The following is a 24,826-nucleotide window of genomic DNA, read 5'->3' on the forward strand; positions in this document are numbered from 1 at the left end:
CGACGGATGCCGCGGCTGCGACGCGTCGAACCGTACGCGTCACCCGGCCTGACGCGCCGCCGCAGCGGCCGCGGCTTCACCTACCGTCACGCCGACGGGTCGCCCGCCGACCGGGCCGAACGCAACCGGATCGCGGACCTGGCGGTCCCGCCGGCCTGGACGGACGTGTGGATCGCCGAGGCGCCGAACGCGCACATCCTCGCGGTCGGCCTCGACGCGGCGGGCCGTCGTCAGTACCTGTACCACCCGGTCTGGCGCGAGCGGCAGGATGCGGAGAAGTTCGAGCGGATGGCGGCGCTCGCCGAGGTGCTTCCCGGCGCACGTCGCGGTGTCCGCCGCGATCTCGCTCGCGACGAACTGCTGCGCGAGCGCGTGCTCGCCGCAGCCTTCCGCACCCTCGACCTCGGCGCCATCCGCATCGGATCGGAGGAGTCGCTCGCTCAGGCCCGCAGTCGCGGGCTGACGACGCTGCTCGTGCGGAACGCCCGACTCGAGGGGGCCGACGCCGTCCGGCTGCGCTTCCGCGCCAAGGGCGGCATCGCGCAGGAGCTCGTGCTCGAGGACGCGGCGCTCGCGGCGTTCGTCGAGGGCATGTCGGGGCGCTCGCCCGCCTCGCGGCTCTACGCGTTCACGGAGGGGCGGCGGATGCGGCCGCTCGGGCCGATCGACGTGAACGAGGACATCCGGTCGCGCACCGGCGGCGACTTCACCGCGAAGGACTTCCGGACGCTGCGGGGCACGATCGCGGCGGCCGACCGGCTCGCGGAGCTCGGCACTGCGGGGACCTCGAGGGCGCGCGCCGCCGCGGTGCGGGAGTCGATCGTCAGGGCCAGCGAGGTCCTCGGCAATACGCCCGCGATCGCGAAGGCGAGCTACGTCGACCCCAGGGTGGTCGACGCGTACGAGCACGGACGACTCGTCGACCTCCGCGGCGTCCGGGAGCGGGCACTGCTCCAGTTGCTCGTCGACGACACCGCCTGATCCGTCACCCATCCGTGCGTCTGCTGGGGATCACCCGCACGTACGCCCCGCCGTACATACGCGCCCGTACGCTTGCCATATCCACCGCGGGCGGACGCCCGCAGCACACCGGCTGGGAAGTCGACGACGACGGGCCGGATCATCAGTTCACTCATCTCTGCACCCCAGGTCGGTGCCGTCCGCTCCACGAAGCCCCGCGGTGATCGCCCGGGCGTCACGCACAGCTATGCGGCGCTGTCGCAGGTGATCAAGGAGAGCGGGCTCCTCCGCCGGACCCCGGTCTTCTACGCGCTGCTCGTCGGCGGACTCGCGATCGCACTCGGCGGGGCGATCGCCGGCTTCGTCCTGCTGGGCGACTCCTGGTTCCAGCTGCTCATCGCCGCAGCGCTCGGCATCATCTTCACGCAGTTCGCGTTCTTCGCCCACGAGGCCTCGCACCGCGCCGTGCTCGCGTCGGGCCGGGCCAATGACCGCGTGGGGAGGCTGGTGGCGACGGGCGTGGTCGGCATCAGCTACCAGTGGTGGATGACGAAGCACACCCGTCACCACGCGAACCCCAACAAGGTGGGCAAGGACCCGGACATCGAGTTCGACACGATCTCGTTCGTCGAGGAGGACGCGGCACGGCAGCGCGGGCTCCTCCGCTGGATCACCCGCCGACAGGGCTGGCTGTTCTTCCCCCTGCTCCTCCTCGAGGGCCTGAACCTGCACGTGACCTCGATCAGGTCGCTCTTCGAGCGCCGCGCGGTCCCGGGCCGCAGCCTCGAACTCGCCGTCATCGCGCTGCGCCTCGGCGCCTACGTCGCCGTGGTGTTCTGGTTCCTTCCGCTCGGCATGGCCTTCGCGTTCCTCGGCGTGCAGCTGGCCGTCTTCGGCGTGTACATGGGTGCGTCCTTCGCCCCGAACCACAAGGGCATGCCGATCGTCCCGGCCGACGCGAAGCTCGACTTCCTGAGCAAGCAGGTGCTCACCAGCCGCAACATCACCGGGCGCTGGACCGGCGCACTCATGGGCGGGCTCAACCACCAGGTCGAGCACCACCTGTTCCCGAGCATGCCGCGCCCCCACCTCGGTCGCGCACGCGAGATCGTGCGCGAGCACTGCCGGTCGCTCGGCATCCCCTACACCGAGACCACCCTGGTGGGCTCGTACGCGATCGTGATCCGGTACCTGAACCGCGTCGGGCTGGCCGCGCGGGACCCGTTCGACTGTCCGGCGGCCGGCGAGTTCCGTCGCCGCTGAGCGGCCGGACGGTCGACGACGCTACGCGGTCACGCGGCTTCGACGGGCTTCGGTCCGGGCTGTTCTGCCGCGACCCTCGCGAGGTCGAGCACGATCCCGCCGCCTGAGTTCGCGCCGCGCATGAGGTCTTCGACCCATTCCCGGTCGAGTTCGGGCGCCTCAGGGGTCTCGAACACGAACCGGAGCGGGATGGCGGGGTGCAGCCACAGCGAGCTCCGCCCGGGCGTCGGGCTGCCGAGGTGGCGCCACGACAGCGTGAAGCTCTCGTTGCGACGGAGCTTCGTCGTGATGGCGATCTTCAGGTGGGCGAGCGCTCGGTCGTCGATCTCGATCGGAGTGCCGGCATCGCCGTAGTACAGGGTTCCCACTCCTGAAGAGTACCCCCGATCGGGTGACACGCCTACGGCCGATGCGCCCGCATTCACGGGGAATTCCCGGCCATGTCCCCCATCGGATCGTCCTCGTCGGAGCGCACGTCCTCCGGCCCCTTGTCCGGCCTGAGGCCCCGCCAGCGCGGATGCCGCGCCACCCCCGTCCGCGTCCACTCGCCGAACTCGATCTCGCCGACGAGCTCGGGCCGGACCCACACGGCATCCGCCGCATCCGTCGCGGGGACCTCCATGAACGGCGAGGTGTCCCCCACGATCCCGTCGAGCATTCCCTGCAATCTCTCGGTTTCGCGTTCACGCAGCCCCGACCCGACGCGGCCGGCGTAGCGCAGGCCCGCCGGCGTGGGCACCCCGACGAGCAGCGAGCGGACGCGACCGGTCCGCGTGCCCGATCCCATGCGGTAGCCGCCGATGACCACCTCCTGCGTCCGCGAGAGCTTGACCTTCACCCAGTCGTCGCTCCGGACGCCGGGCGTGTAGCGCGAGCCACGACGTTTCGCGACGATCCCCTCGAGGCCGAGCCGACGTGCCTCCTCGAGCGCCTCCTCGGCGCCGAGCTCGACGACGGGCGGCACATCGACGGGCGCGTCGGTGCGGGGCCGAACGAGGCGCTCGAGCCGTTCGCGTCGGCGCTCCCAGGGCTCGTCGATCGTGGATGTGCCCGCGACCTCGAGCACGTCGAACAGGTGCAGCCGGACCGGGACCGATGCCGCGGCCGCGGCGATCTCGCGCGGCTTGCCGAGGTTCATCCGGCGCTGCAGCAGCCCGAAGTCGGGCCGGCCCCGCTCGTCGAGCGCGACGATCTCGCCGTCGACCACGGCGTCCGCACGGAGCGCGGACGCGAGCCCCGCGAGCTCCGGATACGTGGCCGTCTGATCGATCCCGTTGCGGCTGACGAGCCGTGCGACGCCGTCCTCCGCACGGGCGACCACGCGGATGCCGTCCCACTTCCACTCGATCGCCCAGTCGTCCGCGGCCACGAGTCCGGCGGTTCCGGGGACGGCGAGCATCGGCTTCGGCACCGGGTCGCGCGGTCCGCCGGTCGAGCGCGAGTGGGTCGACCGCACGGTCGAGCGAGCGGATGGCGCTGAGCGCGATCGCGCGCCGTCCGGCGCCGTCGCCGTGGCCGGCGCGGCCGCGGCATCCGCCCCGCTCGACCCCGCGTCACCGCCGCGCTGCTCCTTCATGCGGTGCAGCAGCCACTGGCTCTTCTCGCCGTCGCCCTGCGTGCGGATGAGCGCGAGGCGCACGCGCCCGAGGGGCCCGCCGACACGGCCGTGCAGCGTGAAGATCACCTCGTCGTCGCGCCACTTCTCGGTCTCGTAGGTGCCGGTGTCCCACACCGTCATCCCCCCGGCACCGTACTGGCCGTCGGGGATCGTGCCCTCGAACACGAGGTACTCCATCGGGTGGTCCTCGGTCTGCACAGCGAGGTGGTTCGTGCCCGTGTCATCCGGGACGCCCTTCGGCACCGCCCAGCTCTTCAGCACGCCGTCGCGCTCGAGGCGCAGGTCGAAGTGGAGTCGCCTCGCGTGGTGCTCCTGGATCACGAACCGCGGGTCGCCGTCGTTCGCGACGCCCCAGGCCGAATCGGGCATGGGCTCGGGCGTCGACCCCGCGGTGCGCATCGAGAGGTAGGTGCTGAGCGGGCCGTCGACGGTCGAGCCGGTCACGGCGAGCATCGGATCGCCGCGCTCGGCGACCAGTGCGACGACCTCGTCGGCCTCGAGGTGCCGGAGGCCGGGGTCGTCGATTTCCTCCCACGTCCGCGGTGCGGCGACCGTCGGACGGAATCGCCCGCGGAGCGAGTACGGGGCGATCGTCGTCTTCTTGCCGTTGTTCTGGCTCCAGTCGATGAGCACCTTGCCGCCGCGGAGGGTCTTCCGCATGCTCGACACGATCAGGTCGGGGTGGTCGGCCTCGAGCGCCCGCGCGAGCTCGTGGGCGACGGCCGACACCTGCTCGGAGGACTGTGCGCCGTCGAGGGCGGCGTACAGGTGGATGCCCTTGCTGCCACTGGTCACCGGCACCGGTTCGAGGCCGATCGGGTCGAGGATCGCGCGCACCATCCGTGCGACCTCGGCGCACTCGGCGAGGCCCACGCCATCGCCCGGATCGAGGTCGAACACCATCCGGTCGGGGTTCGCCGGTGCGCCCGACGGATCGAAGCGCCACTGCGGCACGTGCAGCTCGATGGCCCCCATCTGGGCGAGCCAGACGAGGCTCGCCCGGCTGTCGGCGATGGGATAGGTCTTGTCGCCGTCGGAGTGGTGCTGCACACCGCGGCGCAGCCACTCGGGGCCGTGCTCGAGGTTCTTCTCGAAGAAGGCCTGCTCCGGATGGCTCGGCGTGCCGACCCCGTTCACCCAGCGCTTGCGGGTGATCGGGCGCCCCGCGACATGCGGCAGCATGACGGGCGCGATCTCGGCGTAGTAGGCGATCATCTCGCCCTTGGTCATCCCGGTCTCCGGGTACATGACCTTGTCGAGGCTCGTCAGTCGGAGCCGACGTCCGTCGACGTCGACCAGCTGCGCCGCACCCTGCGCCATGTGCCCCATCCTGCCCCCTCCGGGCCCTCCGACGGACCCGGCGCGGATGCGGGCGCGTCACGTGGACGGCACGAACGGCGCGTAGAACTCCAGGTCGCCGTCGAACACGGGCACGTCCATCGAGACATCCTCGCCCTCCGCGCTCACGCGGATCGTCACGTACGAGCCGGGGCGCTGCTCGACGGAACCGATGACGGTCTCCTGCTCCTCGAACTTGACCAGCTCGCCGACCGGGGCGACGACGGTCACCGAGTCGTCCTCGTCGGAGAAGGTCACCTCGACGGGCGAGTCGGTCCGGTTGAAGAGCGTGCCGAGCATGCGGCCCGGCTCCCCCGCGTCCCTGGAGATCAGCACGATGCTCCGCACGTCGATTCCCGAGAGCTCGGCGTTGGCACCGATCGCGATGCCCTCGAGCTCCTCCGGGGGCAATGGCTCGTCTCCCGCGAGCACGTTGCAGCCCGCGAGACCGGCCGCCGGGAACATCACTGCGGCGGCGAGCGCGACTCGCGCGACCACGGTTCGACCTCGTCGTTCGGACATCTCCGCCTCCCTGAGTCGATGGGCGATGCCGCCTCCGACATCGCGTTCCACCACGAGACGATCACGATCGTCGAGCTGCGGACAGGGGGTTGCGGATCCGAACGCCGGCCCTAGCGTGGAGGGACGCCAGCCGTCCGGACCGACCCAGGGAGACCACCATGCCCGCCGCACCGGCCACCCTCCTCGTCCTCGGCGCGGACGGCGACCTCACCGGTCGTCTGCTCCTGCCCGGTCTCGGCACGCTGCTCGCGTCGGAGAACCTCGAGCTCGAGCTCGAGGTGATCGGGGCGGGCCTCGGCGACGTCGACGCACCGACGTGGCGCGCCCGCGTCGCCGCCGCGCTCGAGGGCGTACCCGAGCCTCGGCGGTCGCGGGTGCTCGACGGCACACGGTACCTGCGGGCGGATGCCACGGAGCCGGCCGAGCTCTCACGACTCCTCGCCGAGTGCCGCTTCGTGCCCGTGCTCTACTTCGCGCTGCCGCCGTCGGTGACCGTCCGCGTCTGCGCCGTCCTCGACACGCTCGACACCCCCGACGGGATCCGGCTCGCGCTCGAGAAGCCGTTCGGCGGCGACCTCGCCGGCGCCCGAGCGCTGAACGAGCTGCTCACGCGCATCGTGCCCGAACGCCGGATCTTCCGCATCGACCACTTCCTCGGGCGTGCGACGGTGCTAAACCTGCTCGGCGTGCGCTTCGCGAACCGACTGCTCGACCCGGTTTGGAACCGGGCGGCGATCGAACGGATCGACATCGTGTACGACGAGACCCTCGCGCTCGAGGGCCGGGCCGGCTACTACGACCACGCCGGCGCACTCGTCGACATGATCCAGAGCCACCTGCTCGTCGTGCTTGCACTCGTCGCCATGGAGCCGATCTCCCGCGTGGACGAGACCGGACTGCGCGATGCGATGGCCGAGGCGGTCCGCCGGACGTCGGTGCGGGGCGGCGACCCGGTCGCGTCGAGCCGGCGGGCACGGTACTCGGCGGGATCCGTCGACGATCGCGAGCTTCCCGCCTACGCGGACGAGCCGGGCGTCGATCCGGCCGGCGGGACGGAGACCCTCGCCGAGGTGGTCGTCGAGGTCGACACCGACCGCTGGCGCGGTGTTCCGTTCCGGCTCCGCTCCGGGAAGGCACTCGGCCGGGCCCGCAAGGTCGTCCGCGCAGTGTTCCGCCCCGTCGCACCGATCGAGGGCCTCGAGGGTCGGCCGAGTGCCGACTGGCTCGAACTCGACCTGAGCTCCGGTCAGGTCGAGCTCGGCCTGACCATGAACGGCGGGGGCGACCCGTTCGCGCTCGAGCAGACGACACTCGTCGCGCAGCAGGTCCCCGGCGCCCTGCTCCCCTACGGCGAGGTGCTGAAGGGCATCCTCACCGACGATCCGACGCTCTCGGTGCGCGGCGACATCGCCGAGGAGTCCTGGCGCATCGTCGAGCCCGTCCTGGCGGCCTGGCGCGAGGGCCGGGTGCCGTTGGAGGAGTATCCGGCGGGCTCGGACGGGCCGCCGGATCGCTGATGGGGCCCTCGGCGCGCGGGCGCGGCATCCGTCGGCCCTCGCCCCGGCGCCGGCGCAAGGGCTACCGCTCGCATCCGGTCGGGTGTGTACTGGGGTGATGCGAGCCGTGTGGAAGGGGGCGGTCACGTTCGGCCTCGTCAACGTGCCCGTCAAGCTGTACAGCGCGACCGAGGACCACGACGTGTCCCTGCACCAGGTGCACGACAAGGACGGCGGGCGAATCCGCTACCAGCGCGTGTGCGAGATCGACGGCGAGGTCGTGCCCTACCAGCACATCGACAAGGCCTACGACGACGGTGAACGCACCGTCATCATCACCGACGAGGACCTCAAGTCGCTGCCCGCCGAGCGCAGCCGCGAGATCGAGGTCGTCGAGTTCGTGCCGACCGACCAGATCGACCCGATCATGTTCGACCGCAGCTACTACCTCGAGCCCGACTCGGCGTCGAACAAGGCGTACGTGCTGCTGCGCGAGGCCCTCGAGTCGACCGACCGCACCGCGGTCGTCAGGATGGCGCTGCGCCAGAAGACGCGACTGGCCGCGCTGCGCGTGTTCGGCGACGTGCTCATGGTGCAGACGCTCCTCTGGAGCGACGAGGTGCGCCAGGCGAACTTCCCGGCGCTCGACGAACCGGCGAAGATCACCTCGAAGGAGCTCGACCTCTCCAAGCAGCTCATCGAGAGCCTCTCGAACGACTTCGAGCCCGAGCAGTTCGTCGACGAGTACCAGCAGGAGCTGCGCACGCTGATCCAGGCGAAGCTCGAGCAGGGCGACGCGCTCGACACCGCGGCGACGTTCGGCGAACAGCCCGAGGAGGAGGGCGGCGAGGTCATCGACCTCATGGAGGCCCTGCGGCAGTCGATCGCCGCGAAGCGCGGCGGCGGGGCGGATGCCGAGGCGTCGACATCGTCGAAGACCTCATCGAAGACGTCGTCGTCGAAGTCGTCGGCGGGGAAGAAGTCCACCGCGAAGGCCGCGTCCTCGAAGGCCGACTCCGGCGACGAGAAGCCCGCGTCCAAGCGGCGCACGACGAAGAAGGCGGGCTGACGCCCACGTCAACCCCGTGCCTGGCCGAGCGGCGCGACGTACCGTGGCGCCATGAGCGACAACGACGACATCCTCTCGCGCTTCGCGGCCGGTGAGGGCGAGAGCGGCCCGCCGGCGCCGGAGCGGCCCCACGACCTCCCGCGGCCCGAGGACGACATCCCGGGTGCGAACACCGACACCGACGACACCCGCACCTCGCCCGGAAGCGAGACCGAGACGATCGAGAAGCAGCAGGACCCGATGCCCGACCGCGTCGCGGCCGACGTCGACGAGTCGCAGGTCCGCGCGGTACCGGGGACGGGCGGCCCCGACGACGCGGGAGACGTCGACGTCGATCCCGACGAGCTGAACCTGCCCGGCCGTTCCTGAACCGACGGCTCAGCCGAGCGCGCCGATCGCCCAGGCGTAGTGCCCGCCGAGGCACTCGTGCGCCGGCTCGGCCAGCGTCGCCCCCCTCAGCCAGATCCGGCCGTCGGCGAAGATCTCGGAGTCGGTCATCGCATCGAGCCGAGCGAGTGCGGAAGCGTGGCTCGCGCGGAGACGCTCGCGCGCGGCCTCGGGGTCGCCGTCGCCGCGGTACCGGTCGCGCAGGTCGCGGTTCAACCGATCGAGATCGCGCCACGTGTACCCGTCGGCCGGGAACGCGGGGACCTCGCCCGCAGCGTCGGCCGCGAGCCAGCCGAGGAGCAGCACGTGCCACGCGTGCAGGTGGTTGACCACGTCGACGGCGTCGCGGTCGCGCGGCTCGGGTGCCGCGGCATCCGTCATGGGCTCAGTCCGCGCCGGAAGCGCGACGCCCTCCAGCGAATCGAGCGCGCGCTCGAACTCGGCGAAGCGGTCGACCGCCTGGCGGACGAGGTCGGCGCGGTGCTGCGGGATCGTCACGCGCCCAGCCTACGAGCCGTCGGCGGCCGCCGCGGCGAGCCCGTCACACGGCGCCGTGCGCGACGGCGAGGATGGCGGCCGACTCGGGAGGGAGTTCCAGCATGCGGTCCGGCGCACCGGCCTCGGCGAGCGCGGGGTCGGTCGCGACCAGGATCTCGGCGGGTCCGTCCAGCTCCAGCGCCCACGGCGTGCTCCCGAGGTTCACGAGCACCACGACCCGCTCGGGGGCGTCGGGTGCGCCGCGGTCCATCCGGAACCGGCCGGACGCGTCATCCGCCCAGGCCGTCGTGTGCTCGAACGACGGATCGGTCAGCTCGGGCCGGGCACGGCGGAGGGCGAGGAGCCGCCGGTGCAGGTCGAGCAGCGCCGCGTGCGCACCATCGGGATCGGCGGGCTCCGACCAGTCGAGCTTCGACCGCTCGAACGTCGACGGGTCCTGCGGGTCGGGCACGAGCGACTCGTCCCAGCCCATCCGGGCGAACTCGGCGATGCGACCCTCGGCGGTCGCACGGCCGAGCTCGGGTTCCGGATGCGACGTGAAGAACTGCCACGGCGTCGAGGCGCCCCACTCCTCGCCCATGAACAGCATGGGCGTGAACGGCGTCGTCAGGTTCAGCACCGCGGCGACCGCCAGCCGGTCCGCCCCGAGGGCCGGCGAGAGCCGATCGCCGGCGGCGCGGTTGCCCACCTGGTCGTGGTCCTGCGTGAACGTCACGAGGCGCCAGGTCGGCACGGCCGGGTCGATCGGGCGCCCGTGGTCGCGCCCGCGGAAGGACGAGTACGTGCCATCGTGGAAGAAGCCGCGCGTGGTCGTCTTCACCAGCGCATCGAGCGGCGCGAAATCGGCGTAGTACCCGGCGGTCTCGCCCGTGAGGGCGACGTGCATCGCGTGGTGGTGATCGTCGCTCCACTGCGCGGTGAGGCCGTAGCCGCCTGCCTCGCGCGGCATGATCAGCGTCGGGTCGTTGAGGTCGGACTCGGCGATGAGCGTAAGCGGGCGGCCGAGGTGCGCCGACAGCGCGTCGGCGTGCTCGGCGAGCTCGCGCAGGATGTGCCGCTCCGATCGGTCGCGCAGCGCGTGCACCGCGTCGAGCCGCAACCCGTCGACGTGGAAGTCGCGGAGCCACATCATCGCGTTCTCGACGATGTAGCGGCGCACCTCGGGCTCGTCGAGGTTCACCGAGTCGCCCCACGTGTTGCGTTCGGCGACGCGCAGGTAGGGACCGAACCGGGGAAGGTAGTTGCCCGACGGCCCGAGATGGTTGTAGACGACGTCCTGGATCACCGCGAGCCCGCGCGCGTGACACGCGTCGACGAAGCGCTGGTAGGCGGCCGGCCCGCCGTACGCCTCGTGCACGGCGTACCAGAGCACGCCGTCGTAGCCCCAGTTGTGCGTGCCGTTGAACGCGTTGACGGGCAGCAGCTCAACGACGTCGACGCCGAGGTCGACGAGGTGGTCGAGCCGATCGACCGCGGAATCGAGCGTGCCCTCGGGCGTGTACGTGCCGATGTGGAGCTCGTACACCACGCCGCCCGCGAGCTGCCGGCCCGTCCACGAGCCATCCGCCCAGTCGTGCGCGCCGAGGTCGAAGACCGCGCTCAGCTCGTGCACGCCGAGCGGCTGCCGCAGCGACCGCGGGTCGGGAAGCGCCTGATGGTCGTCGTCGAGCACGAAGCCGTACTCGTCGCCCGGTGCGAGCTCGACGTCGGCGTGCCATCGGTCGCGGTCGTCGCGGCGCATCGGCAGGTCGGCGCGACCGGGACGACGCAGCGCGACCCGCGTCGGGATCGGGGCCCACAGCTCGGGCGTCATCGGGAAGCCTCCTCGTCACCGTGTCGCCGCACCTCGCGCTCGGGGTCGGATGCCGCGGGCACGAGCAGCGCAACCGGATACGTCGCGAGCAGCTCGGCGAGCACGAGCATTCCGCCGTCGTACCGGCGACCGGTCAGCAGGTCGACGAGCGACCCGCCTGCGGTGAGCACCGCCGTGTCGCCCCAGGCTCCGGGCGGGGCGGATGCCGCCGGCTCGCCGCCCGCGCGCGCGGCGAGCCCCAGGGGCAGCCGGGTCGCGACGGTCACCGCGCCGCCGCGGTCGAACGCGATCGCGTGCCGCGCGGCCTCCCCGACGACCTCGAGCGGCCGGTACCGCGTGAACCACTCGGGGTGGTCGCGACGGGCGCGGAGCGCCCGCGAGGTGACGAGGAGCTTGGCGGCGCCCGTGGCATCCGTCGCCGGGAGTTCGCCGCGGCCTGCGGCGTCGTCGAGGTCCGCGAGCATGCGCCACCGCTGCTCGAAGTCGACGGGGCGCCGGTTGTCGGGGTCGACGAGGCTCGTCTCCCAGAGCTCGGAACCCTGGTAGACGTCGGGCACGCCCGGCATCGTGAGCTGCAGCAGCTTCGCCGAGAGCGAGTTCGACCAGCCGGTGGGCGCGAGCCACGCGACGAAGGAGTCCAGCCGCTCGCGCGCCGCCGGGACGTCGTAGGCGCGATCGATCACGTCGTGCATGCGGCGCTCGAACGCCTCGTCGGGCGCGGTCCAGCGCGTCGAGACGGATGCCTCGCGCGCGGCCTTCTCGGCATACGCGTGCGCGCGCTCGCGCTCGAGCGGCCAGGCTCCGACCATCGCCTGCCAGAGCAGCGCGTCGAACGGGCCGTCGCCCGTCGAGCCCGCGGTCGCACGGAGGCCGTCGAGCTCGATCGACCAGCGCTCGGGGATCTCCGCGAGCACGTCGAGGCGCGCGCGGACGTCCTCGCCGCGCTTGGTGTCGTGCGTCGAGAGCGTCGTCATGGAGTGCGGCCACGCGGCGTGACGGCGCGCCTGGCGCTCGTGGAAGCGATCGACCGGGATCGCGAACTCCGACGGGTCGCCGCCGACCTCGGTCAGCGAGCCGAGCCGCGTGAACCGGTAGAACGCCGTGTCCTCGACGCCCTTCGCCATGACCATGCCGCTCGTCTGCTGGAAGCGGACCGCGACGGGGTTCGAGCCGTCGGCGAGCACGGTCAGCAGGGCGTCGATCGTCGCCCCGAGGTCGGGCCGGTGCTCGCGCGCGCGGCGCGCGGCCGCCTCCAGATGCGGCGCGCCCGCCGGCAGGTACGAGCGGTACACCGGGAAGCACGCGAGCAGCTCGGCGAGCGCGTCTGCGGCGTCGGCCGGCCGCGGCTCGGGCAGCATCCGCTCGAGGCGGAGCACCTCGCTGCGGAGGATGCCGTCGGCGATGCCGCGCTTGGTGCCGTGGATCAGCTCGTGCCAGTCGGCGGGACCCTCGATGCCGGTCTCGGCGCGCAGCCGCTCGTCGAGCGCGTCGAGCGCGGCCTCGCCTCGGGGGTCGACGAGCACCCGGTCGACGTCGGCGAGCACGTCGTAGCCCGTCGTGCCGTCGGTGCGCCAGTGCGGCGGAAGCGGTTCATCGCCCTCGAGGATCTTCTCGACGAGGACGTACGCGCCGCCCGTGGCATCCGCCAGCCGCTCGAGGTAGGCGCCGGGCTGCGCCAGGCCGTCGGGATGGTCGACGCGCAGGCCGTCGACGAGTCCGTCGCGGATCCAGGCGACGATCGCCTCGTGCGTGGCATCGAACACGCCCGGCAGTTCGACGCGCACCCCCGCGAGCTCGTTGACCGCGAAGAACCGACGGTAGTTCAGCTCGGCGTCGGCGCGCTGCCAGTGCACGAGCTCGTAGTGCTGCCGGCCGTGCACGGTGAGCGCGTCGGCGCCGTCGTCGGCGGAACCGGGCGCGAGGGGGAATCGGTGCTCGAAGTAGCGCAGCTGACCGCGTGCGATGCGCAGGTCGCCGGCGGCCGCGGCTTCCTCGACCGTGCCGCCGAGCACGGGAAGGCGCACCCTCCCGCCGGTGAGGTCCCAGTCCACGTCGAACGCGTCGGCGTGGGGGGACTCGCGGCCGAGCTGCAGGAGGCTCCACCACCACGGGTTCTGCGCGGCATCCGCGACGCCCACGTGGTTCGGCACGATGTCGACGAGGATGCCGCGTCCCGCGCGGTGCGCGGCATCCGCCACCGCCGCGAGGCCCGCCTCGCCGCCCCGGGCCGGGTCGACGCGGTCGTGCGCGACGACGTCGTACCCGTGGTCGGAGCCGGCCCGCGCCGGCAGGATCGGAGAGAGGTAGAGCCAGTCGGCGCCGAGCGCGTCGAGGTAGTCGACGACGGATGCCGCGTCGTGCAGGTCGAACGACGGGCGGACCTGCAGCCGGTAGGTCGACTTCGGTTCGCGGGCGACCGGCCCCTGACCGGCCCGCCCGGCACGGGTCGGCTCGCGGCGTGCGCGCCCGGCCCGCCCGGCGGCATCCGTCACTTGCCCACCTCCGTCCTCGGCGCGGGTGCCTCCTCCTTCGCGGCCGCGACCATCGCCGACAGCGACGCGGCGACCGAGTGGTCCACCTCCTCGGGCGTCGGATCGTGCTGGCGGAGCACCACGAGCGATCGCTGCTCGAGCGCGATCACCTCGCCGGACTGGACCGGGGCGCTGTCGGCGCGACGGCCCGCGGTGTCGATGAGCACCTCCCACTCGGGCGAGAGCTCGTGCTCGGGGATCGTGAACTCAACCGTGTCGTCGTGGGCGTTGAAGAGCACGATGAAGTGGCGGTCGACGATGCGCTCCCCGCGGCGGTCGCGCTCGCGGATGCCCTCGCCGTTCAGGAACACGCCGATCGCCTTGCCGAAGCCCGCGTCCCAGTCCTCCGGGGCCATCACCGAACCGTCGGGTCGCAACCAGACGATGTCGGGCACCGGGCCGCCCTCGGGCTGGCGCACCGGTCGGCCGTCGAAGAACCGGCTCCGCCGGAACGTCGGGTGCTCTGCACGGAGCTTCGCGACCGCGGCCGTGAACTCGACGAGGGGCTGGTCGGCGTGCTCCCAGTCGATCCAGCTGATCGGGCCGTCCTGCGCGTAGACGTTGTTGTTGCCCCCCTGCGTGCGCCCCAGTTCATCGCCGTGCGAGAGCATCGGCACGCCCTGCGAGAGCAGCAGCGTGGCGATGAAGTTGCGCTGCTGGCGGGCCCGGAGCGTCAGGATCTCGGGGTCGTCGGTCGGCCCCTCGACGCCGAGGTTGTAGGAGCGGTTGTGCGATTCGCCGTCGTTGTTCTCCTCGCCGTTGGCGTCGTTGTGCTTCTCGTTGTACGAGACGAGGTCGCGCAACGTGAACCCGTCGTGTGCGGTGACGAAGTTGATGGAGGCGACCGGACGCCGTCCGGAATGCTCGTACAGGTCGGCCGACCCGGTGAACCGCGAGGCGAACTCGCCGAGCGTCGCCGGCTCGCCGCGCCAGAAGTCGCGCACGGTGTCGCGGTACTTGCCGTTCCACTCCGTCCACTGGGGCGGGAAGTTGCCGACCTGGTAGCCGCCGGGGCCGACGTCCCAGGGCTCTGCGATGAGCTTCACCTGCGAGACCACCGGGTCCTGCTGCACGAGCTCGAAGAACGTCGACAGCTTGTCGACCTCGTAGAACTCGCGCGCGAGCGTCGAGGCGAGGTCGAACCGGAACCCGTCGACGTGCATCTCGAGCACCCAGTAGCGCAACGAGTCCATGATGAGCTGCAGCGCGTGCGGGTGGCCCACGTTCAGCGAGTTGCCCGTACCCGTGTAGTCCATGTAGTAGCGGGGGTCGTCGTCGACGAGCCGGTAGTAGGCGGCGTTGTCGATGCCTCGCATCGACAGGGTCGGGCCGAGGTGGTTGCCCTCCGCGGTGTGGTTGTAGACGACATCGAGGATCACCTCGATGCCGGCGCCGTGCAGCGCCTTCACCATGGCCTTGAACTCCTGGACCTGCTCGCCGCGCTGCCCGGTCGAGGCGTAGGCGTTGTGCGGGGCGAAGAACGCGATCGTGTTGTAGCCCCAGTAGTTCGACAGGCCCTTCTCCTGCAGAGTGCCGTCGTTCACGAACTGGTGCACGGGCATGAGCTCGATCGCCGTGACGCCCAGCTTCTTCAGGTGCTCGATGACGACCGGATGCCCGATGCCCGCGTAGGTGCCCCGGATCTCCTCGGGCACGCCGGGCAGCGTCTCGGTGAGCCCCTTCACATGCGCCTCGTAGATGAACGATGCAGCGTAGGGCGTGCGCGGATGCCGGTCGCCCGTCCAGTCGAAGAACGGATTGGTGACGACGCCGAGCATCATGCTCTTCGACGAGTTCTGATCGTTGCGGCCGTCGGGTTCGCCGAACGGGTAGCCGAAGAGCGACTGGTTCCACTCCAGTGCGCCGTCGACGGCCTTCGCGTACGGGTCCAGGAGCAGCTTGTTGGGATTGCAGCGAAGGCCCCTGGCGGGGTCGTTCGGGCCGTGCACCCGGTAGCCGTAGCGCTGGCCGGGCTGCACCTGCGGCAGGTACGCGTGCCAGATGTAGGCGTCGACGTCGATCAGCGCGACCCGCGTCTCGCGTCGCCGGTTGTCGAAGAGGCAGAGTTCGACCTTCTCGGCGACCTCGCTGAAGAGCGCGAAGTTCGTTCCGTTCCCGTCGAACGTCGCGCCGAGCGGGTAGGTGGAACCGGGCCAGCTGTGCATGCATCCCCCAACGATGAGCCTCCGGCCATCGTAGGGGGCGGATGTTCCGGGGCGGCGTCCGTTGACGCCGGCGGGCCCCTCGTGGTCGAGGTCGGGCTCGCGCCGCACCGACCCAGGGACGCGGACGGCCGGGGTGCGACCTCGTCGCCACCCCGGCCGCCACCGGACGTCCGCCCGGATCGGTCCTACTCGGACTCGGTGTCGGACTCCGCGTCGCACGAGGCGCTGACGGCGGCCGAGGCCTCCTGCACCGCCGCCTGCTGCGAGGCGAGCTCCTCCGGATCCTGCTCGATGGTCATCGCCGACGGGTCCTCCTCGGAGGGCACCTCCTCCAGCCCGTCCGCGTACGTCGACACCTCGTTGAGCGCGGTCTGGAACTCGCCCAGCGAGTCGATGAGCGCGTCGTCGTCACCGGCCTCCTCGATGAGCGCATCGGTCCGCTCGGAGGCCTCGCCCAGGTAGTCCTGGAGCCCCTCGAGCGACGCCGGCGCAGCGATGTTGTTCTGGACGCCGTTCGAGATGTCGCGGACCTCCGCGGCGATCGTCGAGCAGCTCTCCTCACCGGATGCGGCGGTGTCTCCGCCGTCGCCGGACGCGCAACCCGTGAGCGCGAGGGCACCGGCGAAGACGAGTGCGGCGGGCATGGTGAAACGTCGCATGTGCAACTCCCCCTGTTTCGTGTTGAACAGATGGAGCATAGTCCCCCGAACCGACACACGCCCACCCCCCTCCGACGCAGGGTCGTTGCGGGCAACCCAGCCTCAGCGCCCGATCAGCGCGCCGATCCGTGCCGGCACCGGCGGATCCTGCAACGAGGCCGTGTCCCCCGGTCGGGCCCGACCGTAGAGTGAGCAGAGCCGGTGAGCTCACACCGCAGACGCGAGGGAGAGCGACGAGATGAGACCGCTTCGATACTCGATCAACGTGACGCTCGACGGCTGCGTCCATCACGAGGCGGGACTCGCGCCCGATCCGGAGTCGATGCGCTACTGGACCGACGAGCTGGAACGGGCCGATGCCCTGCTCTTCGGCCGCACGACCTACGAGATGATGCAGTCGGCGTGGCGGCGCCCGGCCACGGGCGCGTGGCCCGACTGGATGCGGGAGTGGGAGATCCCGTTCGCCGAGACCATCGACCGCACCAGGAAGTACGTCGTGTCGAGCACGCTGAGCGCGGTCGACTGGAATGCCGAACTGGTGCGAGACGACCCGGGGCGGGCGGTCCGACGTCTCACGGAGGAACCCGGCGAGGGCCTGTTGCTGGGTGGGGTGACGCTCCCCCTGGCGTTGGCCGACCTGGGCCTGATCGACGAGTACGTGTTCGTCGTGCAGCCGATCCTGGCCGGGCACGGGCCGAGGTTGTTCGACGGGCTCCGCGAACGCATCGAACTCGAACCGGTGGATCGCCGGGAGTTCGGATCGGGGGTGGTGGCCCAGCGCTACCGACCCGCCGGCAGGGGCGAGACGGGGGGAACGTGAACGTGAGCGGAGACGGCGGGATTTGAACCCGCGGTCCCCTTACGGGGACTCCACCTTAGCAGGGTGGTGCACTCGACCGGACTATGCGACGTCTCCTCGTGAACGCCCGAAGGCGAACGCGACTGCCATCATAACCGGCATCCCGCCGAAAGACGATTCGACCACCGCGGATGCCGCAGCTCGCGCTTCGCGACCACCCCGCGGGGTGGCTACTGGTCGGCGAGCGTGCGCCCGGCCGAGCATCGCGTCTCGGCCGCGGTCTGACCGGTGACGTCGCTCGGCAGCGCCTGCTGCGTCGGCTCGGGCGCCGTCGTCTCGGCGGGGGCGTCGGTCTCGGTCTCGGCCGGCGCCTCGGTCGCAGGCGCCTCGGTCGCAGGCGGGGCGTCGGGATCTGCGACCGACGCGAACGAGTTGTCCTCGAGCGCCGTGGGGTCGAGCGCCATCGGCAGGTCCTGCTGGAGGGCGAGGTTCACGGCCTCCGCCGATTCGGTCGGGATGACGGCGCCGAATCCCTCCTCGTACGCCGTCGGGTACTGCACGAACGCGATCTTCGACAGGTCGACATCCTTCGCGGCCATCGCGATCGACACCATCATCGTCGGATCGACGAGCGTCGACGAGAGCTGCATGTTGTTCAGCGCAGCCTTCGCGATGGAGTAGAGCTTCACGGGGTCGGTCAGCGTGCCCGCCGACTGCAGCTTGCGCGCCAGCGCCGACATGAACACCTGCTGGTTCGAGATGCGGCCGAGGTCGGAGCCGTCGCCGACGCCGTACCGCGTGCGAAGGAACTGCAGCGCCTGAAGGCCCTTCAACTCGTGCGTGCCGGCCTCCAGGTAGAGGTCGGTGTGCTCGTCCTCGATGGGTTCCGCGACGCAGACCTCGACGCCGCCGACGGCCTCGGAGATGGCCGCTGCGCCCATGAACTGCACGATGCCGGCGAACGGGATCGCCGAGACGCCGGTCAGGTTCTCGATGGTCTTCACGACGCACGGCATGCCGCCGTAGTCGAGGACGGTGTTGATCTTGACGTCGTACTGCTCCCAGAGCTCCTCGCCGGTGTCGGGGTCGGTGCACCCGGCGGGGACGTCGACGAGCATGTCGCGCGGGAAGCTCACGACCTCGACGTGCGAGTGATCCTCCGAGATGTGCAGGAGCAGGTTGACGTCGTTCAGGACGGCCGTCTCCTCATCGGGGTCGCCGAAGCCGTCGCCCTGGCCCACGCGACTGTCGCTGCCGATGATGAGCAGGTTCACGCCGCCCTCGATCGCTCCGACATCGGGCACGCCGTCGAGCACCGCCTCGTTGCCGAGCGAGACCGTGGGCTTCGCCGTCGCGGCGAGGTCGAACGCGGCGTACGCCGCGACCGCGGTCCCCGACGCGAGGACGACCGCGAGGACGGACGCCGCGACCTTCGTGAGATTGGCCCAGACGCCGTTCGAGCGCAGGCGGCCGTGGCGGGCGATCGCCGGGGACGCATCATCGCGTCGCGCTGGGGTGCGCGGCTCGTGACTGCTCACTCCGAGGATCTCCTTCTCTCTCACTTGGGCATGTTCGGGCTCGAGCGGAGGGCGTGGGATTCGAACCCACGAGGCATTGCTGCCCACTGGTTTTCAAGACCAGCTCCATCGGCCGCTCGGACAGCCCTCCTGATCGCGTCGCGGCGCCCGAGGGGGCGACGCCGCTCGTGCGAACGGGCCGATTCTAGCCGACACGTGTTTCATCGAGCCTCGCAGGCCCGCCTGTGCGACTCCTGAGTCGACGCTGAACGCATGTGCGCCGGGGACGATCACCCCGTGTTCGCGGTCGTGCAGCGCACGTCCGCCGCGGTCTGTCCGGTCACGTCCGGCGGCAGGAAACTGCCCGCCACCGGCGGCGGAGTGGTCGGCGCAGCCGTCGCATCCGTGGGCGGCGGAGTGGAGGCGACCGCCTCATCGCCACCCGCGCCCTCGACGGTGCCGAACGGGGCACTGCCGTTGGCGTTCGGATCGAAGGTGACGGGCAGGTCCGCTTGCAGGGCGCGGTCGATGGCCGCCGACGACGCCGTCGGCACGACCGCGGAGGAGTCGTACGTGTACGCGGTCGGGTACTGGATGAAGGCGATCTTCGACAGGTCGACGGCCTGGATGGCCCGTGCGATCGAGACCAGTCGCCACGCATCCTGCAGTCCGGAGGACAAGGTCATGTTCTTCAGCACCGCCTGCGCGATCGAGTAGAGCTTGACCGGGTCGCCGAGCGTGCCGTCCGCCTGGAGCGTGCGTGCGAGCGATGCGAGGAAGGTCTGCTGCGCCGAGATGCGCCCGAGATCACTGCCGTCGCCGACGGCGTGGCGCGTGCGGAGGAACGCGAGCGCCGTCGCGCCCGTGATCTGGTGGCGTCCGGCGTCGAGCTTCAGACCCGAGTACTGGTCGTCGATCGGATCGACCAGGCACACCTCGACACCTCCGACGGCCTCCGCGAGGGCCGCGACGCCCTTGAACTCGACGATGCCGCCCACCGGGATGGTGACGCCGACGAGTTCCTCGATGGTCCGGGCGACGCACGAGAGCCCGCCGTAGTCGAGGACGGTGTTGAGCTTCACGCCGTAGCCGGCGTACAGCGTCGCGGAGGGGTCATCCGGGTCCTGGCACGCCGGGACGTCGACCAGCATGTCGCGCGGGAAGCTCACGACCTCGACATGCGAATGGTCCTCTGCGATGTGGAGCAGCATCGTGACGTCGTTCAGGGTGGCCGAGTCGAGCAACGGATCGCCGAACGAGCCGTCCGACGGCCGCTTGTCGCTGCCCACGAGGAGGAAGTTCAGCCCGCCCTCCATCGCGCCGATGTCGGGCACGCTCTCGAGGATCCGCTCACTCTCGAACTGCACGCTCGGCCGGGCGGCGACCGGCGCGACGAGGTCGGTCACGGCGTACGAGGTGACCGCTCCCGTCGCGACGAGTAGGACGGCGGCCGTCAGGCCCACGCCCTTCGCGACGGCACGCGCGGCGCTCCGGCGCGGGAGCCTGCCGTGGTGCGCGGGCGGAATCGCCGCCTCGGTGAGCACCGGCGGCACGCGGGGAGTGGGCGGCGCGGGCGGCGGGATGACCGGGGCCAGCGGGACATGCCCGTCCGACGCGCCGTCGTCAGCCGTCGGCGTGTCGTCCTGCGGTGCGTCGACCAGATCGCTCACGCATGCCCCCGATCGCGATCCTAACCACGTTCGGGCTGATCACGGCAGGAACGCCGCCGTTCGTGATGCGAACGCGACGCGTCCGGCTCCCACGCGGGCCGACCGGGCGGAGCGGACCGCGACGGGCGACGCCGTCAGGGCAGCGAATCCAGCACGGGCGCGAGGCCCGCCTCCTCGATCCGTCCCGTGCGCTCGTGCGCCGCGGCGACGACCTCGCCGGGCGCCTGACCCATGGCGACGGCGCGGCCGGCGGCGCCGGCCCAGTGGAACATCTCGATGTCGTTGCGCCCGTCGCCGACGGCGAGCACGCGGCGCAGCGGCACCCCGAGCCATCCGCGCACCCGTTCGAGCGCCGTCGCCTTGTTGACGCCGTCGGGGGCGATGTCGAGCCACGCCGTCCAGCCGATCGCGTAGCTGACGTGGTGCAGTCCCATCCGCTCGACGATCGCGAAGAACTCGTCGAGGTCGTGGTCGACCGAGGTGGCGACGACGCGCGTCGCGGGCTGGCCGAACAGGCCCTCGAACTCGACCTCGCGGGCGCGCTCGAGGTTCCAGTCGGACATGCCGCGCGTGAAGAGCCGGTACCCGTCGGCGAGCTCGACGAGGAACCGCCCCTCCGGCAGTTCGTCGCGGATGCGCAGCAGCACGTCGGTCGGGTCGAACGTCTCGACGTGCGCCTGCGTCCACCCGTCGGGCGACGACGGGTCGCGGCGCATCGTGATCGCGCCGTTCGCGGTGACCACGTACGCGGGTTCGAGCCCGAGGTGCTCGAGCACCGGACGGGTGGTCGACCAGGACCGACCGGTGGCGAGCGTCACGGCGTGGCCACGGGCGACGGCGGATGCCACGGCCTCGGCGACCGCCGGATCGATCGACTCGTCCTCGTGCATGATCGTGCCGTCGACGTCGAGGGCGACGAACCAGCGGTCGTCGGGCGCGGCGGTCATCGCACGACGGGGCGGAGCACCTCGAGGCCGCCGAGGTAGCCGCGCAGGCCCTCGGGCACCACCACCGAGCCGTCCTCCTGCTGGTGCGTCTCGAGGATCGCGACGATCCAGCGCGTCGTGGCGAGCGTGCCGTTCAGGGTCGCGACCGGAGCCGTCCTCCCGCTCTCGGTGCGGTGGCGGATGTCGAGGCGGCGCGCCTGGAACGTCGTGCAGTTCGACGTCGACGTGAGCTCGCGGAACGCCTGCTGCGTCGGCACCCACGCCTCGACGTCGAACTTGCGGGCCGCGCTCGAGCCGAGGTCGCCCGCGGCCACGTCGATGACGCGGTACGCGAGGCCCAGAGCCTGCAGCATCTCCTCCTGCCAGGCGAGAAGGCGCTCGTGCTCCTCCTCCGCGTCGGCCGGATCGACGTAGCTGAACATCTCGAGCTTGTCGAACTGGTGCACGCGGATGATGCCGCGCGTGTCCTTGCCGTGGCTGCCGGCCTCGCGGCGGTAGCACGTCGACCAGCCCGCGTAGCGGATCGGCCCGGCCGAGAGGTCGAGGATCTCGTCGGAGTGGTACCCGGCGAGCGCGACCTCGCTCGTGCCCGTGAGGTAGAGGTCGTCGGCCGGCAGGTGGTAGACCTCCTCGGCGTGGGCGCCGAGGAATCCCGTGCCCTGCATGATCTCGGGGCGCACGAGCGTCGGCGTGATGAGCGGCGTGAAGCCGTTGCCGATCGCCTTGTCGAGCCCCATGTTCATGATGGCGAGCTGTAGTCGCGCGCCGACGCCCTTGAGGAAGTGGAACCGGGCGCCCGACACCTTCGCGCCGCGCGCCATGTCGATGCCATCGAGCAGCTCGCCGATCTCGAGGTGGTCGCGGGGCTCGAAGCCGAACGCCGGGATCTCGCCGACCTCGCGGAGCACCTCGAAGTCCTCCTCGCCTCCGGCCGGCACGCCCTCGATGACGACGTTGCCGATGCGCTGCACGGCGGTGGCGAACGCCTCCTCGGCGGCCGAGGCATCCGCGTTGGCCTGCTTGACCTTCGCGGCGAGCTCCTGGGCCTGGGCGACGAGCCCGGCCTTCTCCTCCTTCGGCGCCTTCGCGACCTGCTTTCCGAACGCGTTCTGCTCGGCGCGGAGCGACTCGAACGCGGTGATGGCGGCGCGACGGGCGGCGTCGGCGGCGACGGCCTCGTCGACGAAGGCGGGTGACTCGCCGCGCGCCTCCTGCGAGCGCTTGACCAGGTCGGGGTTCTCGCGGAGCAGCACGGGGTCGATCACCCGTGCAAGTGTAGTCGGGGCGTCCGTCGCGCCGGCCTCGCCTGTCAAGGCTCGAGTCCGTCGGAGTCCGAGGCGACGCGATGCCCTAGATTCGTCCCATGAGCGCGGGCGACGAGCACACGACGGATGCCGCAGGGGGCGCCAAGCGCGCAGCGGTGATCTTCAACCCGGTCAAGGACGGCGTCGACCAGCTTCGCGACATCCTGCCGTCGATCGAGCGGGCGCACGGCTACGGTCCGACCGTCTGGATCGAGACGACCGAGGAGGACCCGGGCACCGGGCAGGCGCGCGAGGCGATCGAGAAGGGCGTCGACCTCGTCATCGCCGCGGGTGGCGACGGCACCGTGCGAGCGGTCGCCGAGGGGCTCGAGGGCGACCGCACCCCCGTCGGCCTGATCCCGCTCGGCACGGGCAACCTGTTCGCTCGCAACCTCGGCATCCCCGTCAACGACCTCCGAGCCGCCGCCACGCTCGCGTTCGAGGGCGTCGACCGCCCGGTCGACGTGCTCCGCGCCAGGGTCCGCCGCGTCGACGACACCGTCGAGACCGAGGTCTCGCTCGTCATGAGCGGCATCGGGTTCGACGCCGCGATGATCGCCGCCACCGATCCCGACCTGAAGAAGCGCGTCGGCTGGCTCGCGTACGTCGACGCCGGCATCCGGGCGATCCCGAACTCCGCCCCGTTCCGCATCTCGCACCGCATCGACGAGGGTCGCGCGCACCGGTCGCGTGTGTCGAGCGTGCTCATCGCCAACCTCGGCTACCTGCCCGGCAACCTCGAACTCATCCCCGAGGCCGCGATCGACGACGGCCGGCTCGACGTCGTCCGTCTCCAGCCGCGGAACTTCTGGGGGTGGCTGATGGTCTGGCGCAAGGTGGCCTGGGAGAACCGGGTCCTGCGCAAGAGCGCCCTCGGTCGGCAGCTCATCGACCTGACCGGCGGCAACCGGTCCCGCGAGATCGTGTACGCGAGCGGCCAGACCGTCGACATCGTGATCGACGGCGAAGCCCAGGAGTTCGAGATCGACGGCGAGGAGCGCGGCGAGATCACCGCCGCGCGATTCTCGATCGATCCGAAGTCCCTCGTGGTGCGCGTCGATCGCTCCGCCGTCGGCGCCGCGTCCGAGGAGAGCGTCGCCGCCGCCGCCGGGACGGACTCGCCCGATCGTGCCGCCGAGGAGGACCCCGACGCCCGGCCCTCCGACACCGCGGCGATCGAGCTGGACGCCCTCAAGGCGGAACTCGAGGAGGACCAGGACACCGCCGAGACGTCCTCGACCGAGTCCGACCGGTAGGGGTCAGTCCTCCTCGGGTTCCCCGCTGAGGATGCCGCGCAGCCAGTCGCGCGCCTCGATGAAGATCTCGTCGTCGTACTTCGAGTGGTACTCGACCTCGCGACGGTCCGCCCGCGGGTAGGAACCCAGGAAGATGACCTTCGGGCTGAAGCGCCGGAGACCGAGGAGCGAGTCGTAGACGCGCTCGTCCTCGACGTGGCCGTCGAGGTCGATGACGAACCGGTAGCGGCCCATCTCGTCGCCGATCGGGCGCGACTGCAGCAGCGACATGTTGACGCCGCGGGTCGAGAACTGCTCGAGCATCGCCAGCAGCGAGCCCGGCTCGTCGTCGGGCAGCTCGACGATGACGCTCGTCTTGTCGGCCCCGGTCCGCGGCGGGACCCGCCGCGACCGGCTCACGAGCACGAACCGGGTCATCGCGTTCGGGTTGTCGCCGATCGACTCCGCGAGCACCTCGACGTCGAGGTGGTCGACGATGCCGGGCGGCGCGACCGCGGCGTCCGCCAGCCCGTTCTCGAAGAGGGATGCCGCGGCCTGCACGTTGCTCGTCGCGGGCAGGTGGGCGTGGTCGGGCAGCTCCCGCTCGAGCCATCCGCGCGACTGCGCATAGGCGACCGGGTGCGCGTTCACGACCCGCACCTCGTCGAGCCGGGTGCCGGGGCGCGCGACGAGCACGAAGTTCACCGGGACGAGGTACTCGCCGATGATGCGGAGACCGGCGACGGTCGCGAGCGCGTCCTGCGTGGCGGAGACACCCCCGTCGACCGAGTTCTCGATCGCGATCATCGCCGCGGTCGAACGGCCATCGACGACGTCGGCGAGCGCCTCGCCGACGTTGTTGACGCTCCGCCAGTGCTTGCCGGTCGCCTCGGGCACCTGCTTCAGCGCGGCCTCGGTGAATGTGCCCGCCGGCCCCAGGTACGAGTAGGTCTCGTCGGGGCGTGGCTGCGCGGCATCCGTCATGCCCCTCAGCCTACGGCGGCATGCTTTTCTCAGGAGTTATCCGGCGGGTCG

20 protein-coding genes and 2 tRNA genes are annotated in these 24,826 nt (G+C 71.5%); 7 read left to right on the forward strand and 15 right to left on the reverse strand.

Going from position 1 to position 24,826, the window contains the following annotated elements; all coding sequences use genetic code 11:
• Window positions 1-6: 6 nt before the first annotated feature.
• Together ACIQH8_RS14590 and ACIQH8_RS14595 are read left to right on the forward strand one after the other, a co-directional pair.
• Window positions 7-981, forward strand: coding sequence for a DNA topoisomerase IB (locus ACIQH8_RS14590; protein WP_400999933.1), 975 nt, complete (start codon window positions 7-9; stop codon window positions 979-981).
• 153 nt (window positions 982-1,134) lie between these two features.
• Window positions 1,135-2,223 (forward strand): fatty acid desaturase family protein, encoded by a 1,089-nt coding sequence (locus ACIQH8_RS14595; protein WP_401000768.1) that lies wholly within the window; start codon window positions 1,135-1,137, stop codon window positions 2,221-2,223.
• A 29-nt stretch (window positions 2,224-2,252) separates the two neighbouring features.
• Here ACIQH8_RS14595 and ACIQH8_RS14600 read toward each other — a convergent pair whose 3' ends face one another.
• Genes ACIQH8_RS14600 through ACIQH8_RS14610 form a run of 3 tightly spaced genes read right to left on the reverse strand, consistent with a single transcriptional unit; the run spans window position 2,253 to window position 5,701 of the window.
• Window positions 2,253-2,591 carry a hypothetical protein gene (locus tag ACIQH8_RS14600; RefSeq protein WP_400999935.1) on the reverse strand — a complete coding sequence of 113 codons (339 nt, stop codon included), beginning with the start codon at window positions 2,589-2,591 and terminating at the stop codon, window positions 2,253-2,255.
• Window positions 2,592-2,644: 53 nt separating this feature from the next.
• Window positions 2,645-5,161, reverse strand: a complete 2,517-nt coding sequence (locus ACIQH8_RS14605) for an ATP-dependent DNA ligase (RefSeq protein ID WP_400999937.1) — start codon at window positions 5,159-5,161, stop codon at window positions 2,645-2,647.
• Window positions 5,162-5,218: 57 nt separating this feature from the next.
• Window positions 5,219-5,701, reverse strand: coding sequence for a hypothetical protein (locus ACIQH8_RS14610; protein WP_400999939.1), 483 nt, complete (start codon window positions 5,699-5,701; stop codon window positions 5,219-5,221).
• Between the two features lie 158 nt (window positions 5,702-5,859).
• Here ACIQH8_RS14610 and ACIQH8_RS14615 point away from each other — a divergent pair, with 158 nt between their 5' ends.
• The 3 genes from ACIQH8_RS14615 (at window position 5,860) to ACIQH8_RS14625 (ending at window position 8,635) form a co-directional block, all read left to right on the forward strand.
• On the forward strand, window positions 5,860-7,218 hold the full coding sequence (locus ACIQH8_RS14615) for a glucose-6-phosphate dehydrogenase (protein ID WP_400999941.1): 1,359 nt from the start codon (window positions 5,860-5,862) through the stop codon (window positions 7,216-7,218).
• Window positions 7,219-7,315: 97 nt separating this feature from the next.
• A complete protein-coding gene (locus tag ACIQH8_RS14620) occupies window positions 7,316-8,266 on the forward strand; it encodes a Ku protein (protein ID WP_400999943.1) in 951 nt (316 codons plus the stop codon).
• Window positions 8,267-8,317: 51 nt separating this feature from the next.
• Window positions 8,318-8,635: a hypothetical protein gene (locus tag ACIQH8_RS14625; protein WP_400999945.1), complete on the forward strand. Its 318-nt coding sequence runs from the start codon at window positions 8,318-8,320 to the stop codon at window positions 8,633-8,635.
• A gap of 9 nt (window positions 8,636-8,644) precedes the next feature.
• On the opposite strand, the gene ACIQH8_RS14630 is transcribed toward ACIQH8_RS14625, so the two are convergent.
• The 5 genes from ACIQH8_RS14630 to ACIQH8_RS14650 all read right to left on the reverse strand — a co-directional run bounded on the left by ACIQH8_RS14630 (window position 8,645) and on the right by ACIQH8_RS14650 (window position 16,319).
• Window positions 8,645-9,151 (reverse strand): ClbS/DfsB family four-helix bundle protein, encoded by a 507-nt coding sequence (locus ACIQH8_RS14630; protein WP_400999947.1) that lies wholly within the window; start codon window positions 9,149-9,151, stop codon window positions 8,645-8,647.
• A gap of 43 nt (window positions 9,152-9,194) precedes the next feature.
• Entirely contained in the window at window positions 9,195-10,964 is a 1,770-nt protein-coding gene (gene treZ, locus ACIQH8_RS14635) for a malto-oligosyltrehalose trehalohydrolase (protein WP_400999949.1), read from the reverse strand.
• Window positions 10,961-13,456: a malto-oligosyltrehalose synthase gene (gene treY / locus ACIQH8_RS14640; RefSeq protein WP_400999951.1), complete on the reverse strand. Its 2,496-nt coding sequence runs from the start codon at window positions 13,454-13,456 to the stop codon at window positions 10,961-10,963. The genes treZ and treY overlap by 4 nt, the downstream gene beginning before the upstream one ends.
• Window positions 13,453-15,660: a glycogen debranching protein GlgX gene (gene glgX, locus ACIQH8_RS14645; protein ID WP_400999953.1), complete on the reverse strand. Its 2,208-nt coding sequence runs from the start codon at window positions 15,658-15,660 to the stop codon at window positions 13,453-13,455. Before glgX ends, treY begins: the two co-directional genes overlap by 4 nt.
• Before the next feature lie 185 nt (window positions 15,661-15,845).
• Window positions 15,846-16,319 (reverse strand): hypothetical protein, encoded by a 474-nt coding sequence (locus ACIQH8_RS14650; protein WP_400999955.1) that lies wholly within the window; start codon window positions 16,317-16,319, stop codon window positions 15,846-15,848.
• Window positions 16,320-16,557: 238 nt separating this feature from the next.
• On the opposite strand from ACIQH8_RS14650, the gene ACIQH8_RS14655 reads away from it, so the two are divergent.
• Entirely contained in the window at window positions 16,558-17,139 is a 582-nt protein-coding gene (locus ACIQH8_RS14655; RefSeq protein WP_400999957.1) for a dihydrofolate reductase family protein, read from the forward strand.
• Between the two features lie 7 nt (window positions 17,140-17,146).
• Here the strand turns inward: ACIQH8_RS14655 and ACIQH8_RS14660 are convergent.
• The 6 genes from ACIQH8_RS14660 to serS form a co-directional block, all read right to left on the reverse strand.
• Window positions 17,147-17,235, reverse strand: a tRNA-Ser gene (locus ACIQH8_RS14660).
• Window positions 17,236-17,348: 113 nt separating this feature from the next.
• Window positions 17,349-18,656 carry an LCP family protein gene (locus tag ACIQH8_RS14665; RefSeq protein ID WP_400999959.1) on the reverse strand — a complete coding sequence of 436 codons (1,308 nt, stop codon included), beginning with the start codon at window positions 18,654-18,656 and terminating at the stop codon, window positions 17,349-17,351.
• A 45-nt stretch (window positions 18,657-18,701) separates the two neighbouring features.
• Window positions 18,702-18,786: transfer RNA gene (locus tag ACIQH8_RS14670), tRNA-Ser, on the reverse strand.
• A 139-nt stretch (window positions 18,787-18,925) separates the two neighbouring features.
• A complete protein-coding gene (locus ACIQH8_RS14675) occupies window positions 18,926-20,305 on the reverse strand; it encodes an LCP family protein (protein WP_400999961.1) in 1,380 nt (459 codons plus the stop codon).
• A gap of 134 nt (window positions 20,306-20,439) precedes the next feature.
• Entirely contained in the window at window positions 20,440-21,252 is an 813-nt protein-coding gene (locus ACIQH8_RS14680) for an HAD family hydrolase (protein WP_400999963.1), read from the reverse strand.
• Window positions 21,249-22,517 (reverse strand): serine--tRNA ligase, encoded by a 1,269-nt coding sequence (serS, locus tag ACIQH8_RS14685; RefSeq protein ID WP_400999965.1) that lies wholly within the window; start codon window positions 22,515-22,517, stop codon window positions 21,249-21,251. Before serS ends, ACIQH8_RS14680 begins: the two co-directional genes overlap by 4 nt.
• 98 nt (window positions 22,518-22,615) lie before the next feature.
• Between serS and ACIQH8_RS14690 the strand changes: the two genes are divergently transcribed.
• Window positions 22,616-23,812 (forward strand): diacylglycerol/lipid kinase family protein, encoded by a 1,197-nt coding sequence (locus ACIQH8_RS14690; RefSeq protein ID WP_400999967.1) that lies wholly within the window; start codon window positions 22,616-22,618, stop codon window positions 23,810-23,812.
• A 3-nt stretch (window positions 23,813-23,815) separates the two neighbouring features.
• Here the strand turns inward: ACIQH8_RS14690 and pheA are convergent, their stop codons facing one another.
• Entirely contained in the window at window positions 23,816-24,775 is a 960-nt protein-coding gene (gene pheA, locus ACIQH8_RS14695; RefSeq protein WP_400999969.1) for a prephenate dehydratase, read from the reverse strand.
• Window positions 24,776-24,826 lie beyond the last annotated feature (51 nt).

The sequence above is a fragment of the Agromyces sp. GXQ0307 genome (assembly GCF_044769845.1).
Lineage (GTDB): Bacteria > Actinomycetota > Actinomycetes > Actinomycetales > Microbacteriaceae > Agromyces.

Coding starts and splice junctions, on each gene's coding strand:
- ACIQH8_RS14590 (WP_400999933.1), top strand. CDS start 7: ATGCCGCGGCTGCGACGCGTCGAACCGTACGCGTCACCCGGCCTGACG.
- ACIQH8_RS14605 (WP_400999937.1), bottom strand. CDS start 5,161: ATGGCGCAGGGTGCGGCGCAGCTGGTCGACGTCGACGGACGTCGGCTC.
- ACIQH8_RS14610 (WP_400999939.1), bottom strand. CDS start 5,701: ATGTCCGAACGACGAGGTCGAACCGTGGTCGCGCGAGTCGCGCTCGCC.
- ACIQH8_RS14615 (WP_400999941.1), top strand. CDS start 5,860: ATGCCCGCCGCACCGGCCACCCTCCTCGTCCTCGGCGCGGACGGCGAC.
- ACIQH8_RS14620 (WP_400999943.1), top strand. CDS start 7,316: ATGCGAGCCGTGTGGAAGGGGGCGGTCACGTTCGGCCTCGTCAACGTG.
- ACIQH8_RS14625 (WP_400999945.1), top strand. CDS start 8,318: ATGAGCGACAACGACGACATCCTCTCGCGCTTCGCGGCCGGTGAGGGC.
- treZ (WP_400999949.1), bottom strand. CDS start 10,964: ATGACGCCCGAGCTGTGGGCCCCGATCCCGACGCGGGTCGCGCTGCGT.
- glgX (WP_400999953.1), bottom strand. CDS start 15,660: ATGCACAGCTGGCCCGGTTCCACCTACCCGCTCGGCGCGACGTTCGAC.
- ACIQH8_RS14650 (WP_400999955.1), bottom strand. CDS start 16,319: ATGCGACGTTTCACCATGCCCGCCGCACTCGTCTTCGCCGGTGCCCTC.
- ACIQH8_RS14655 (WP_400999957.1), top strand. CDS start 16,558: ATGAGACCGCTTCGATACTCGATCAACGTGACGCTCGACGGCTGCGTC.
- ACIQH8_RS14680 (WP_400999963.1), bottom strand. CDS start 21,252: ATGACCGCCGCGCCCGACGACCGCTGGTTCGTCGCCCTCGACGTCGAC.
- ACIQH8_RS14690 (WP_400999967.1), top strand. CDS start 22,616: ATGAGCGCGGGCGACGAGCACACGACGGATGCCGCAGGGGGCGCCAAG.
- pheA (WP_400999969.1), bottom strand. CDS start 24,775: ATGACGGATGCCGCGCAGCCACGCCCCGACGAGACCTACTCGTACCTG.